The 14316-nt window shown below is 28.9% G+C and carries 12 protein-coding genes, 6 tRNA genes, 1 riboswitch and 1 other annotated feature; of the genes, 15 read left to right on the top strand and 3 right to left on the bottom strand.

Going from position 1 to position 14316, the window contains the following annotated elements; genetic code table 11:
* The first annotated feature begins 150 nt into the window (after positions 1-150).
* The 5 genes from ARA19_RS14305 (at position 151) to ARA19_RS14285 (ending at position 5235) form a co-directional block, all read left to right on the top strand.
* On the top strand, positions 151-1434 hold the full coding sequence (locus ARA19_RS14305) for an O-acetylhomoserine aminocarboxypropyltransferase/cysteine synthase family protein (protein WP_055071616.1): 1284 nt from the start codon (positions 151-153) through the stop codon (positions 1432-1434).
* A gap of 2 nt (positions 1435-1436) precedes the next feature.
* Positions 1437-2294, top strand: a complete 858-nt coding sequence (locus ARA19_RS14300) for a homoserine O-acetyltransferase/O-succinyltransferase family protein (RefSeq protein ID WP_055071615.1) — start codon at positions 1437-1439, stop codon at positions 2292-2294.
* Between the two features lie 183 nt (positions 2295-2477).
* Positions 2478-4367: a tetratricopeptide repeat protein gene (locus tag ARA19_RS14295; RefSeq protein ID WP_055071614.1), complete on the top strand. Its 1890-nt coding sequence runs from the start codon at positions 2478-2480 to the stop codon at positions 4365-4367.
* Positions 4368-4391: 24 nt separating this feature from the next.
* Positions 4392-4952 carry an RNA polymerase sigma factor gene (locus tag ARA19_RS14290; protein ID WP_055071613.1) on the top strand — a complete coding sequence of 187 codons (561 nt, stop codon included), beginning with the start codon at positions 4392-4394 and terminating at the stop codon, positions 4950-4952.
* Entirely contained in the window at positions 4945-5235 is a 291-nt protein-coding gene (locus ARA19_RS14285) for a hypothetical protein (RefSeq protein ID WP_055071612.1), read from the top strand. Before ARA19_RS14290 ends, ARA19_RS14285 begins: the two co-directional genes overlap by 8 nt.
* 222 nt (positions 5236-5457) lie before the next feature.
* Here ARA19_RS14285 and thrS read toward each other — a convergent pair whose 3' ends face one another.
* Complete coding sequence (thrS, locus tag ARA19_RS14280; protein ID WP_055071611.1) at positions 5458-7389, bottom strand: threonine--tRNA ligase; 1932 nt, start codon at positions 7387-7389, stop codon at positions 5458-5460.
* 107 nt (positions 7390-7496) lie between these two features.
* Positions 7497-7704: a binding site (T-box leader), on the bottom strand.
* 135 nt (positions 7705-7839) lie between these two features.
* On the bottom strand, positions 7840-8238 hold the full coding sequence (locus tag ARA19_RS14275) for a hypothetical protein (RefSeq protein ID WP_055071610.1): 399 nt from the start codon (positions 8236-8238) through the stop codon (positions 7840-7842).
* A gap of 200 nt (positions 8239-8438) precedes the next feature.
* On the opposite strand from ARA19_RS14275, the gene ARA19_RS14270 reads away from it, so the two are divergent.
* The 9 genes from ARA19_RS14270 (at position 8439) to ARA19_RS14230 (ending at position 12387) form a co-directional block, all read left to right on the top strand.
* Positions 8439-9104, top strand: coding sequence for a hypothetical protein (locus ARA19_RS14270; RefSeq protein WP_055071609.1), 666 nt, complete (start codon positions 8439-8441; stop codon positions 9102-9104).
* Between the two features lie 144 nt (positions 9105-9248).
* A tRNA-Arg gene (locus ARA19_RS14265) sits at positions 9249-9325 on the top strand.
* Positions 9326-9328: 3 nt separating this feature from the next.
* Positions 9329-9403, top strand: a tRNA-Gln gene (locus tag ARA19_RS14260).
* Positions 9404-9407: 4 nt separating this feature from the next.
* A tRNA-Gly gene (locus tag ARA19_RS14255) sits at positions 9408-9481 on the top strand.
* Positions 9482-9508: 27 nt separating this feature from the next.
* Positions 9509-9582: transfer RNA gene (locus ARA19_RS14250), tRNA-Gly, on the top strand.
* Positions 9583-9607: 25 nt separating this feature from the next.
* Positions 9608-9681 (top strand) — tRNA-Gly (locus ARA19_RS14245).
* Positions 9682-9704: 23 nt separating this feature from the next.
* Positions 9705-9781: transfer RNA gene (locus ARA19_RS14240), tRNA-Lys, on the top strand.
* A 75-nt stretch (positions 9782-9856) separates the two neighbouring features.
* Positions 9857-10696, top strand: a complete 840-nt coding sequence (locus ARA19_RS14235; protein WP_055071608.1) for a pyridoxamine kinase — start codon at positions 9857-9859, stop codon at positions 10694-10696.
* A 98-nt stretch (positions 10697-10794) separates the two neighbouring features.
* Positions 10795-10915, top strand: a riboswitch (SAM riboswitch).
* Positions 10916-10989: 74 nt separating this feature from the next.
* The gene (locus ARA19_RS14230) at positions 10990-12387 is read left to right on the top strand and encodes a Na+/H+ antiporter NhaC family protein (RefSeq protein ID WP_278321702.1); all 1398 of its coding nucleotides are present in this window, start codon (positions 10990-10992) and stop codon (positions 12385-12387) included.
* Between the two features lie 88 nt (positions 12388-12475).
* Here the strand turns inward: ARA19_RS14230 and ispF are convergent, their stop codons facing one another.
* Positions 12476-12943: a 2-C-methyl-D-erythritol 2,4-cyclodiphosphate synthase gene (ispF, locus tag ARA19_RS14225; protein WP_055071606.1), complete on the bottom strand. Its 468-nt coding sequence runs from the start codon at positions 12941-12943 to the stop codon at positions 12476-12478.
* A 302-nt stretch (positions 12944-13245) separates the two neighbouring features.
* On the opposite strand from ispF, the gene ARA19_RS14220 reads away from it, so the two are divergent.
* On the top strand, positions 13246-14271 hold the full coding sequence (locus ARA19_RS14220; protein WP_055071605.1) for an anti-sigma-I factor RsgI family protein: 1026 nt from the start codon (positions 13246-13248) through the stop codon (positions 14269-14271).
* Positions 14272-14316: the final 45 nt, after the last annotated feature.

Raw genomic sequence — 14316 nt, 5'->3', positions numbered from 1 at the left:
CCTAGAATAAAGCTATTTCAATCTCTTAGATTAAAATAGTTTTTTTTGTTTTGGGATTATCTAGCATTAAAGTTGCACTTGTATAATAGGCCACCTAAATTATCACTTGGGTTTTTATCCTAAGTAAAAAGTAAAAAGGGGGCTTTTTTTATGAGTAAAAATTTAAAGGAAGGAACAATTTGTGTTCAAGGAGGGTATTCACCAAAAACAGGTGAACCAAGGGTGCTTCCAATATATCAAAGTACTAGTTATAAATTTGATGATCCAGAAACTGTAGCTAATCTTTTTGATTTAAAGGAAGAAGGACATCTTTATAGTAGAATTAGCAATCCAACATTGGATTCTTTAGAAAAGAAATTTTCAGAACTAGAACATGGGGTAGGGGCAGTAGCAGTATCCTCTGGACAATCAGCAGTTCTTTTATCCATATTAAATCTTTGTAAGGCTGGAGATAATATTATTTCATCAGTTACTTTATATGGTGGAACTTTCAATTTATTTAATATAACATTAAAAAATTGGGGAATAGAAACAAGATTTTTTGATCCAGAAGCAAGTGAAGAAGAAATAAGTAATTTAATAGATGAAAATACTAAAGCAATCTTTGGAGAAACAATTGGAAATCCTGGTTTAAATGTTTTAGATTTTGAGAAGCTTGCTAAAGTAGGAAGAGATAATAAAATACCTTTTATAGTAGACAATACAATAGCTAGTCCATGTCTTTGTAATCCAATAGATTTAGGAGCTAATATAGTTGTTCATTCGACATCTAAATATTCAGATGGTCATGCAACAGCTTTAGGTGGAATTATAGTTGATGGTGGAAATTTCAATTGGGATAATGGAAAGTTTTTATCACTTGTAGAACCAGATCCAAGCTATCACGGAATTAAATATATAGAAAATTTTGGAAAGGATGCTTATATTACGAAATTAAGAGTAACATTGCTTAGAGATTTTGGATGTATATTAAGTCCTTTTAATGGATTTTTAACGAATTTAGGCTTAGAGACATTACATCTAAGAATAAAAAAACATAGTGAAAATGCTCTTGCATTAGCTAAATATTTAGAGAATAACCATAATGTGAATTGGGTTAACTATCCTTTCCTAGAAAGTAATAAGAATTACAGTAGAGCAAAAGAAATCTTAAAGGGTGGAGCATCAGGGCTTTTGACCTTTGGAATAAAAGGTGGAGTCTTAGGTGCTAAAAAATTTACAAAAGCATTAAAGTTAGTTACTTTAGTTGTTCATTTAGGTGATGCAAGAACAACCCTTTTACATCCAGCAAGTACAACACATAGTCAATTAACAGAGGATGAACAAATAGCATCAGGTGTATTACCTGATTTAATAAGAGTTTCTGTGGGCATAGAAGATATTGAAGATATAATAAATGATTTCGAGCAAGCATTTAAGGCAATAGGAGAGTAAAAATGGCTATCTATACATCTAAAAATTTAGAGGGGATAAAACCTCTTAAAGAGAGATTTAATATAAAAGTTAGAGAAGAATTTGAAGATGGAATAAAAACCATAGGAATCTTAAATTTAATGCCAACAAAATGTGAAACAGAAACTCAAATATTAAGACTTCTTTGTGAAACAGAAGAAAATCTTAGAGTAGAATGTATAAAATTAAATACCTATAAACCTAAAAATATATCTTATGAATATATTTGTGAAAATTATGTTAGCTTTAATGAAATAAAGGAAAAATTAGATGGAATCATCATAACAGGTGCACCACTTGAAAAATTAAAATTTGAGGATGTTGATTATATAGATGAATTAAGAGAAGTTTTAGATTATACAAAAAATAATATAAAACACTCACTTCATATATGTTGGGGAGCACAGGTTGCATTAAATCATTTTTATTCCATAAGAAAAGAATTAAAAGAAGAAAAGATATTTGGATTATTTTCTAACGAAATATTAGAAAGAGATGAAATTTTAGATGGTATAGATAATGGATTTAAGGCACCACAGTCAAGGCATACATCTTTAAATAAAAATGATATAGAAAATTGTAAGGAATTAAAACTTTTAACAGTAACAGAAGAGGGAGAACAGCATCTTCTGAAAGGAAGTCATAATGATTATTACATTCTAGGTCATATAGAATATGATAAGGATACATTAAAAAAAGAATATTTAAGGGATTTAAATAAAGGTTTAAAAATAAATCTTCCTAAGGGATATTTCAAAAATAATAATGTAGAAGAAGGCGTTAATTATACTTGGCATGAAGATGGAGTTAAGTTATATAAAAATTGGGTAAAATCTCTTTAGAAATATGAAATTAGCTATCCATATGATTATATAGGTAAAAATAATTATCTATATAGCATATGGATAGATTTTTTTATTTAAAATTTATCCTTTTTTTGAAACTTATCTTAGATTTCGAATCTCTAATAAAATAAGAAGAGAATTTTAAAATAAGTTTATTTAAATAATTTTAGGGGGAATTTTATGAAGGGGTTGAAATTAGATAAGAAAGGTAAGTTTATTAGAATAAAAGTTAAGCATATTTTAATGGGTTTAGCTATTGTTTTTATTTTTATACCTAATTTAATAATTGGAATATCTTATACTATTTTTGATATGAATTGGAGAGTTACTAATAAAGAAATACCAGCAAGTTTTTTTACACAAGGATTTTTGAATATTTATGTTAAGATGCCTAAATTATCTCCCTTTGAAGATATTGCTTATTATATTATGGGAAAAAATTATTATAAGACAGATACAAATAATTTTATTATAACAAGAGAAGTATTCAAAAATATTGAACCACAATATAGTTCTTATAAAGGATTAGAAAATGCAATACTGTGCCATGAAAAAGCTATTAAGGGGAAAAATAGTGAAATTTATTACAATAAAAATGCTCAGGCATTAATTGAACTTTATCATATAAAAGGGGATATTGAAGGAGCTAAAGCAATTGTTGAACAAATGAAAAATTCAGCAAGTAGATACACAAAAAATTTAGGATATTTAAATGAATCTATATTATTTGTAAAGCTTCAAGACTATGATAAAGCTTTGTTTTCATTAAATAAGCTTGAGGAAGACTATAAAAAGAAAGGGAAATTTGATTTTTATAGATATTTAGGTCAGATATATATGTTGAAGGGCGAAGAAAAATTAGCAAAGGAAGCATTTTATAAATCCTTAAATTTTTCATATGGATTAGAAAACAGAAAAAGCATTTGGCAAGAATTAAATTATGAAAAAATTTATTTTAAAGATTTTTATTATAGGGATTATCTTATAAGAGATAATGAATATAAAAAATTATTAGAGAAAAGAAAAAAAGTAGTTTTAGAAAATATAGTTAGTGCTGAAAATAGAGGGGATGTAAAAGGATATTTTATTATTGATGGAATGCCTATGGAAGGTGCTTTAATTAAGTTAATTCCACAAGGAGGTGGGATTTATACAAATGATGATTCAAAAGAATATCCTTACGAAATAACAACTTTTTCTTATGTAGATAAAAAAGGTGAGTTTTATTTTAATAATGTTCCAGAAGGAATATATGAGGTTAATATAGTTTTACCTTACTATAAGGCATTAAATAGTGGATTAGAGTTAATAGATAATACAAAGCAAGGAAGAATGGTGTTTATAGCTAATTATTTAGAAGTAGTATCTAAAAAAAATCTTGAAGAAGGAAAAGAATATAACGAAAAATATATTGTTATTAGTGATAATAAAAAATACTTAAGAATTTCAGATAATAAAAATATATTTAATGAAAAGTATGATGAAGATGAAGAGGCAAATAAGGAGATTAAATTAAGAGAAGAAGGAAATAAAATTATTTTGAGTACTACGAGTAATCATAATTTCGAAAGAGATATTTTAGGTGTTGATGTTAGTAAATACTTTGCTAAAGGTCAAAGTGTAGAGCTATCTAAAAATTTTCTTTTAGAAGAATTTAATGTGGATACTTCAATAAGTTCTAAATTTAAGAGTGCTGTTAATTTAAATAACATTGTAAGCATTGCACAATACTTTATTGAAGAGATGGATGATTATAGCTCAATTAAAATTTCATATAATGAAAAGGAAAAAGAATATATAAAGAATGATGACTTTGAAGGTTTATTAAAATATTATGAGGGGCTTTATGAAAAAGGAAATAGAGATATAGATATGATGGAAAGACTTATAAAGTTATATGTGCTAGGAGTAGATAATTTAGGGAATGGAAAGAATGTAAATAAAGCTATAGAACTAAATGAGGAACTTAAAGAAATTACTAAAAGTGAAACTATATATACACAAATAAAAAGATATATTACTATTCATAATCAGATAGAATTTTATTTAGAAAAAGACTTAGGGTATTAGCTTGATGTAAAAGGGGGAAGCAGCTTGGATGAAAGGCAGTTAATCAATGGTTTGATAAATGGAGAGGATGAAGCCTTTGATAAATTAGTAGAGTTATATGGTAATGATATTTTAAGATTGTGTTATATAAGGACTTCTCAAATGGAAGTAGCAGAAGACTTAACACAAGAAACTTTATTAGGGGTTTTTAAGTATATAGGAAAATTTAAAAATAAGTGTTCACTTAAAACTTGGATTTATAAAATAGCTATAAATAATTGTAATAAGTATCAAGGAAAGCTATGTAAAGAAAAATCTACAGTGACCTATGTTGATTTTTCAGATGATAAAGAAAAGGATATAGCTTATGATGAATCTGGATTTGAGGAGTACTTAGGAGAATGTAACAAGAATATCATTCTAGATGGATTAAGTAAGATAAATAAAAAATATCAAGATGTCATTTATATGTTTTACTATGATGATATGTCTATTAAAGAAATTAGTAGTGTTTTAGAAAAAAGTGAGAACACTATAAAAACTTTTCTTAGAAGAGGAAGAATTGAGCTTTCAAAAAATATAAAAAAGGAGGATTTATATGCATAGTGACTTTGAAAATATAAAGATTAGCAGTAGTCTTAAGAATAGAATAAAAGAAGAATATAAAGAAGAGAAGAAAAAGCCACAATATAAGCTTAGAAAAGCATTAAATTATGAAATAGAAGTACCAAAAGTTATTATAGCTGCTCTCTTAATTGTTGCAGTAATGACTCCTGCTATAGAATCTGTAAATAAAATGAAAGATTTAACTTATTATAAGATAAAAACAACTGAGGTTGGAGAAAAACAAGATAATTTTTCAAGTAACAATAGTAGAAATGAAAATTGAATATGGGAAATTTGTATTAATTAAGAACCTGTAAAATATTTTGTGTAATTTAATTATATTAATGAAAAATTATAGTATAAGATTGGAATAGAAAAAATATTAGAGCTTCTTTACGTAGGAGAGTGGTCACAAGTGATGAATCTATATAGCTAGATAAAAGGAAGAGAGGATGTATCTAATTTGATACATCCTCTTTAGTATTTAATATAATATTATTTTGAATTATCTTTCTTTGTTAGCTATTTCAGTAGTAATTCTTTCGATGAAGCTATCTAGAGACATTGCTCCTTCTTCACCATTCTTTCTACTTCTTACAGAAACTTCTTTATTTTCAGCTTCTTTTTCACCAACAACTAGGATGTAAGGAGCTCTTTCTAATCTAGCTTCTCTTATTTTGTATCCTATTTTTTCAGTTCTGTGGTCAGCTTCAACTCTAACTCCTCTGTTTCTTAAGCTTCTAACAACTTCATCAGCGTAATCAGCATATTTATCTGATAGAGGAAGAACTTTAGCTTGAACTGGAGATATCCAAGTTGGAAGAGCACCAGCATATTTTTCTATAAGCATAGCAAGAGTTCTTTCGTAACATCCAATTGAACTTCTGTGGATGATGTAAGGTCTCTTCTTTTCTCCATCCTTGTCAACATAAGTCATATCAAATCTTTCAGCAAGAGCAAAGTCTATTTGAATAGTTATGATTGTATCTTCCTTTCCGTGAACATTCTTGAATTGGATATCAAGTTTTGGTCCGTAGAATGCTGCTTCATCATCAGCTTCTTTGAAGTCGACATTTAAGTGAACTAAGATTTCTCTCATTATATCTTGAGTTTTTTCCCAAGCTTCTGGGTTATCGATATATTTTTCTTTATTGTTAGGATCCCATTTTGAGAATCTGTATGAAATATCATCAGCGATTCCTAGAGTTTCCATAACATATTTTATTAAGTTAAGAGTTTCTTTAAATTCAGTTTCTAATTGTTCTGGAGTACAAACTATATGACCATCTGCAAGAGTAAATTGTCTAACTCTTATAAGTCCGTGCATTTCTCCTGAAGCTTCATTTCTGAATAGAGTAGAAGTTTCACCGTATCTTATTGGAAGATCTCTATAGCTGTGTTGTTCAGCATTGTATATTTGGTATTGGAATGGACAAGTCATTGGTCTTAAAGCAAATACTTCATCGTCCTTTTCTTCATCCCCTAAAACGAACATTCCATCTTTGTAGTGATCCCAGTGTCCTGAAACTTTATAAAGGTCACTTTTAGCCATTAAAGGAGTTTTAGTTAAAACATAACCTCTTTTTTCTTCTTCATCTTCTATCCATCTTTGAAGAGTTTGGATAACTCTAGCACCTTTAGGCATCATTAATGGAAGACCTTGACCTACTTTTTCATCAGTAGTGAATAATTTTAATTCTCTACCTAATTTGTTGTGGTCTCTTTTCTTAGCTTCTTCTAAAGCTTCTAAGTGAGCATCTAAATCAGCTTTCTTAAGGAATGCTGTTCCGTAAATTCTTGAAAGCATTTTATTTTTTTCGCTACCTTTCCAGTAAGCACCAGTAGCTTTTTGTAATTTAACAGCTTTCATTGGTTTTAATGACATTATATGTGGACCAGCACAAAGATCAACAAAATCACCTATTTGGTAGAATGAAATAACTTCATCTTCACCTAATTCTTCAATAAGTTCGATTTTATAAGGCTCATCTCTCATAAGCTCTTCAGCTTCATCTCTTGAAAGTGAGAAGTATTTTATTTCAGGGTTCTCTTTTATTATTTTTCTCATTTCATCTTCAAGCTTTTCAAGCTCAGCAGCTGAGAAAGAACCTTCTTTATCAAAGTCATAGTAGAAACCATCTTCTATAGCAGGTCCTATAGCTATTTTAGCCTCAGGGAATAATCTTTTAACAGCAGCAGCTAAAACGTGAGAAGCTGTATGTCTTAAAGCATCTTTACCTTCTTGAGAATCAAAAGTGCAGATTTCAAGCTCACAATCAGCATTTAATGGGAATCTTAAATCTTTAACTTCACCATTAACCTTTCCGCACATAGCATTTCTTGCAAGACCAGCACTTATTTCATTAGCAACATCTAAAATAGAGCTTCCTGCTTTAACTTCTTTAACTGAACCATCTTTTAAAGTAATTTTAATCATAGTAAAATCTCCTTCCTGTTTCTTATATATATATTAATGACAATTTGAATTCTAGGTACTGAGAACAAAATCGGATATAAAAAAACTCCCGTTCCTTTTCCTAGAAGAAAAGGGACGAGAGAGTATTCCCGTGGTTCCACCCAAATTGTGTAAAAAAATTTACACCACTTTAAAAACTTTAACGCAGTTTATACGGACTGGATTAGAGTCACTCAGAGGTAGTTTTCAGCTAATTCCATCTAAAAATGCTCTCAGCAAATTGCATTTCTCTCTGGTAGACTTATCAAAGCTTACTCGTCTCATCAACGTATTAAAATATTGTTAATGTAATTATAGAACTTTAAATATTCACTGTCAACAGAGTTTTTTTAGAAAAATAAAACCCAAAAACTATATAAATAATATTCAAAATACGTAAAAAGTTATTGGTAAGTTTAAAGAAAAGTATACTTAGTTCCAAACAGCATTTTGAAGTATCATGTCTTCTAGCATTTCTTCAGAGTAATGTTTATTTCCCATTAAGAAAAAAATTACATCTTCTTTCTTGTAGCCTTCTTTAAAAAGTTTAAGAGAGTTTTTTAGTTTCTTACTACCACTAACAGATAGTTCTAATATATATGTTAATTCCTTTAAGGAATAAAATTTCTTATCTAAAACTTCATATAAGTAATTTTGTAGTTCAAGCTTATATTGAGTATCGATGATTTTGTCTTTATGAGGACCACTAGGACCCCTATGATGTTTTTCACAAAGATATTTACAATTGAATTTAAAATCAACATTATAATTTTTTTTATTAACAATATGATGCAAATCAGCAGAAGCACCACAAACTTCACAGTAAAACAAAAACAACGCTCCTTTCAGATAAAATATTTACAATAAGTTGAACTAATCATAATAACTAGTTTATACAATTAAAATAACATGAAAGGAGAAGAGAATCAAATTGCTAAAAATTATTTGCATATTTTTAATGAGGTTATTGAGGAATATATATATATGTAATATAATGGAAATAATAGAGAGGGAAAAAGGAAGGAGTAATAATGAGAAGTCATATAAATTCTTTAAAGTATTGGACAGATTTAATAAATGATGATGAAGTTAATGAAAAAATGTTTTTAGAAGCACCTATAACTGAAGAAACTAAATTTTTGCATTATATAATATTTACTAAGAATTCTGGCATAGAAAATAGATGGATTGCTATGCCTAATAGTAAAAAGCTTTTAGGTTATATAAAGTACTGTTTTTTACCGGAAGCTTATTATAAGTGGGTTGAGGCAAGGGATAAATCAAATCGTGAAATACCTATAATAACTATTGAGCAAGTTCTTTTATCTATATGGAGTAGGCTGACAAAGGAAGAAAATGAAAAAATAATAAATGAGACAAATCATTTAAGAGAGTTATGGGAAGTAGAGGATGAAAAAATTATAGAAGGCTTAAAATCTCTAGAAAGAGAATTTAATAGAGATTGGAAGGGCAATGAAAATGTGTTTTTATATTTTAAAGTATTTAATGATGCAAGAGAATTAGGGGAATTTGTATTAGATGCAAATGAAATCATAGGAAAAAATGAAATATCTTATAATCAAGGTATTTTGAATCATGAACAGTGGTTAAGCCTTTGTAATAATGTTATAAAAGATAAAGAGGCGGCTGAGAGCTTTAAAAAAATTCTTATAAATGGGTTAACAGAGGTGATATAAGTAAATTTCAATTTAATATATTAAAGGATATTTTATTTAAGTAAATTTCTTGTTAGAAAATTTTAAATAAAATGTTGACAAAATAAAAGTCATTTAATATAATAATTTATGTACTTAGTGCTTAGCAACTAAATACATAAATGTGTATCTTTAGCTCAGCTGGATAGAGCAACGCCCTTCTAAGGCGTGGGTCTGGGGTTCGAATCCCTAAAGGTACACCATGTTGGGATATCGCCAAGCGGTAAGGCAACGCACTTTGACTGCGTCATGCGCAGGTTCGAATCCTGCTATCCCAGCCACACTGCGGGTGTAGTTCAATGGTAGAACACCAGCCTTCCAAGCTGGATACCCGGGTTCGATTCCCGGTACCCGCTCCATAAATTAAATAAAAATATAAACACCATGCGGGTGTAGTTCAATGGTAGAACACCAGCCTTCCAAGCTGGATACCCGGGTTCGATTCCCGGTACCCGCTCCATAAATTAAATAAAATATAAATCCATGCGGGTGTAGTTCAATGGTAGAACACCAGCCTTCCAAGCTGGATACCCGGGTTCGATTCCCGGTACCCGCTCCAATTAAAGAAATGAATCTTATTGAGCACCATTAGCTCAGTTGGTTAGAGCACCTGACTCTTAATCAGGGTGTCCAGGGTTCGAATCCCTGATGGCGTACCACAAAAGCAGTATTTTAATACTGCTTTTTTTATTTTAGTTAAAAGTTGAGAACTCTAATGAAAAGGAAGTGAAGATATGTATCCAATGAAAAAAGTAATGGCAATACATGATTTGTCTTGCTATGGAAGAGCTTCATTGACAACAATAATTCCAATAATGTCAGTTATGGAAGTACAGGTTTGTCCTATGCCAACAGCAATATTATCAACACATACAGGTGGTTTTGGAAAACCAGCAATGATAGATTTGAGCAACTTTTTAGATAAGTGTAGGGAACATTGGAAGGAAATTGATTTGGATGTTCAATGTATATATACAGGATATTTAGGGAATTCAGAACAAAGTGAAATAATTAAGCATATAGCAAAGGACTTTAAAAAGAAAGAAACACTTTTTATTGTAGATCCTGTTTTAGGTGATGATGGAGTATTATACAGTTCTTTAGATAATGACATGGTAAAGGCTATGAGGGAGTTGGTTAAAATAGCAGATTTAATAACACCAAATTTAACTGAAGTAGCCCTATTGTTAGGAAAAAGTTTTGAAGAAATTAATGACCCCATAAAAATAGAGGAATGTTTATATGACTTAGTGAAATTAGGAGCTAAGATGGTTGTAATAACAAGTGCTCCTAGTTTAAAAGGAAAGGATTACTTAGATACCATAAGCTATGATAGTGGTAAAAATGAATTTGCTAGAATTTCAATAAAAAAAATAAATAAATCTTATCCTGGAACGGGTGATGCTTTTGCTTCTGTTTTAATAGGTAAATTTATAAATGGAGTTTCTTTAGGAGAATCAGCTAAGTTTGCAAGCGAATATATAGGAAAGTCAGTGGAACTTAGTAGTAACTATGATTATGAAGCAAAAGAAGGGATACTTCTAGAAAAAACTTTAAAATTATTAATAAAATAAAAATTATAAAGAATAATTAGTATATTATAAAAATATATATTGAAATATAGAAATTTTGATGATAAAATAACATTAAATTTAAATAAGGATTTTCAATTATCTTATCAAGAGAGGCGGAGGGACTGGCCCTATGAAGCCCGGCAACCAATATATTTAAAGTGGTTTTTAAATATAAGAAGGTGCTAATTCCAGCAGTTATAAATAACTGATAGATAAGAAGGGTTAATAATGTATTTGTAATTAATAAGCTTCTGTCTATAGACAGGAGCTTTTTTATATTTAAAAAGAAGATAATGAAAAAAACTTTGTTTAAATATAGGAAAATACAAAAAGGGGGAAGCACAATGGAAAGAAATAAGGGAAAAGCAATAGGATTATTACCTTTAGTATTATTCGTTGTAATTTACTTGGGAGCATCAATGGCACTAAAAGACTTTTATGCAGTATCGGTTTTAGTACCTGGAATAATAGCTACACTTGTAGCGATAGGTATGGGAGGAAGAAAGAATTTTGATAAAAGCGTAAAAAGTTTTTGTGAGGGAGCGGGAAATAGTAATATAATGCTAATGTGTATTATATTCTTATTAGCAGGTGCTTTTGCTGGTATAGCAAAAGAAATGGGAGCAGTAGAATCAACAGTTAATCTAGGTCTGACTATCCTGCCAAATAATATATTAATAGCTGGGATATTTGTGATTTCATCATTTATAGCAATATCACTTGGAACATCTATGGGAACTATAGCAGCCTTAATTCCAATAGCACTTGGAATTGCAGAAAAAACATCTATAGAATTGGCTTTAATAGTAGGAGCTGTTGTTGGTGGAGCAATGTTTGGTGATAATTTATCAATGATTTCAGATACAACTATAGCAGCAACAAAAACACAAGATTGTGAAATGAATGCTAAGTTTAAGACAAATTTTAAGGTTGTTATGCCAGCTGCAATTATAGCCATAGTACTTTATGTAATATTAGGGCGAGGTGTTTCTGTAACATCTGCTACTTATAGCTACAATATAATAAAAATAATTCCTTATGTAGCCATATTAATAGCAGCTTTAATGGGTGTAAATGTAATTTTAGTGTTAACTGGGGGAATAGTGTTAGGAACATTAGTCGGATTTATAACAAAATCTTTGACTTTAGGAACATTGTTTTCATCAATTTCTACTGGAATATCAGGAATGAGCGAAACATTGATAATATCAATTATAATAGGTGGAATAGTTGAATTAGTACGAGTAAATGGGGGAATAGACTTCTTACTATATAATATAACTAAAAGAATAAAAACAAAAAGAGGGGCAGAATTAGGAATAGGAGCCTTAGTAAGTATAGCAGATATAGCTACTGCTAATAATACTATAGCAATATTAACAGTAGGACCAATAGCAAAAAAAATTTCAGATAAGTATAAGTTAGATTCAAGTAGAGTTGCAGGAATATTAGATATGTTTTCTTGTGTATTCCAAGGATTAATACCCTATGGAGCACAATTATTAACTGCAGCATCTTTAGCAGGTATTACTCCTTTTGCCATAATGAAAAATTTATTTTATCCATATTTAATGGGCATAAGTGCAGTAATATTTATAGTATTTTTTAATAAAGAAAGAGGAAAGAAAACTATAGAGAAAATGGATAAGATAGAAAAAGAGGATGAGAAAGATAAGGTTTTAATAAATTAATAAATAAAAAAATGACTGTTATAAAGAGGAATAAATCCTACCTTTATAGCGGTCATTTTATTTTTGGTATAAAGTTTTTGATAGTATATTAATTTAGTAGAGCTATACTTTGTGCAGCGATACCTTTCATTTCACCTGTGAAACCAAGTCCTTCTTCTGTAGTTGCTTTTACGTTAACTTGATTAATAGAAATGTTTAGTGCCTTGGCAATATTAACTCTCATTTTTTCTATGTGAGGAGACATTTTAGGTTTTTGAGCAATAATTGTTGCATCAATGTTACCAATAGAATAATTGTTTTCCTTTAATAAATTTCCTACATGAGCTAAAAGTTTTATGCTATCAGCTCCTTTATATCTTTCATCAGTATCAGGAAAATGTTTTCCAATATCTCCTAGTGCAGCAGCTCCTAAAAGTGAATCACTTATAGCATGGAGTAAAACATCAGCATCTGAATGTCCTAAAAGTCCTTTTTCAAATTCTATGTTAACTCCACCAATAATTAAATCTCTACCTTCAACTAGTTTGTGTACATCATAGCCCATTCCAATTCTCATGGAAAGTCCTCCTTTCATAAGTGAGACAATATAATTTAGATTTAAATTTACACTATAAAATTATATATTATATTTTATCATAGTTTAGATAATTAATTATAACTATGATTTATATCTGTTAACTAATGTCGAAGTATTTTAAACTTTTATAGATAGTAATTTTTAAAATTGAGATAGAATTAAAACTTTATCTAAATTAAGTGTTGGTTTGTGTTAGATATAAGAAAAGACTATGTTATAATTATACATATTAGTTATTAAAGTGAAATATATAGTAAATTAGTTTTAGGGGGGCATTTACTGTGGCTACAGAAGTATTTCAAAAAGATAGGTATATTTTTTCAACGAGAGTAAGAAAAAAAGAAATTTTAGATAAAAAAAAGTTGGTTAAAGAAATAGTAATTTATGAAGAACAACTTGAGGAGTTTAAGCTTAGTTTTAATTCTTTATGTAATGAGACGCCAAGAATAGATAAAAAAAATGTAATTTTAAATATAGCTAAGTACGTTTGTGAAAGAAAAAAATTAATAGAAAAAATTAAAAAGAAAAAGAAAATTCCCATTAGAGATATTGCATTTGAAACAAGGTTAAAAGAGGAGTTTATAAAGCAATATGAAAAATATATATTAGCTTATATTATTTTATTTTTAGATAAGAGGCTTAGTGAAATAAATAAATACTTAAGAATAGAAATTAGAGAATTAGATGAACTATCTTTAGTTCCTGTTGTTGATAATAGTGATGGAGATTTAAAGAAGGGAATAGCTTTAAGATATAAAAAACGCTATGGCAAGGTAATAATATTAACTAATCAAGGGGAGTTTTTTAGGATTATAGATAATAATAAATGGGAAGTAGGGGATGAAGTTGTTGGGAAGAAACACCAAGGTATAAAAAAATATTTTAATAAAATAGTCATTGCAGTAGTAATAGGGATAATAGTTTTAAAAGCTTGCAATATATTTTATAACTCGGTTTCTTCTACTATATTATTAAAAACAACTTCAGACATAAAAATTGAAGTTAATAAATTAGATAAAGTAGTTTCTGTATATTCGCCTACTGAAAAAGGTAAGGAACTTGTTAATAATCTTGAATTAAATAATAAGAATGTAGATAAAGTTGTTTCAGAAATACTCATTTATGCAGAAAAGAATAATATGATTCCCCAAAATGGAACTATTAGAGTAGCTGTAACTGGTGAACCTTTAGATTTTGAAAAATTAAAGGGATTAAAGGAAATAGTAGCTAATCAAGAAAATAAGAATGGAAAGTACATATTAGTATTTAATAATTCAGGAGAAGAATTTACTTTAAGGGCAAAGTGATTTAATGATAATTTATCCACAGCTTATATGTAATTTTGTGAATTT

Origin of the sequence: Clostridium massiliamazoniense (genome assembly GCF_001403635.1) — a bacterium.
In the GTDB taxonomy this organism is placed as follows: Bacteria; Bacillota; Clostridia; order Clostridiales; family Clostridiaceae; genus Sarcina; species Sarcina massiliamazoniense.
Note: the sequence above shows the minus strand (reverse complement) of the source record. Positions and strands in the feature narration are given on the sequence as shown.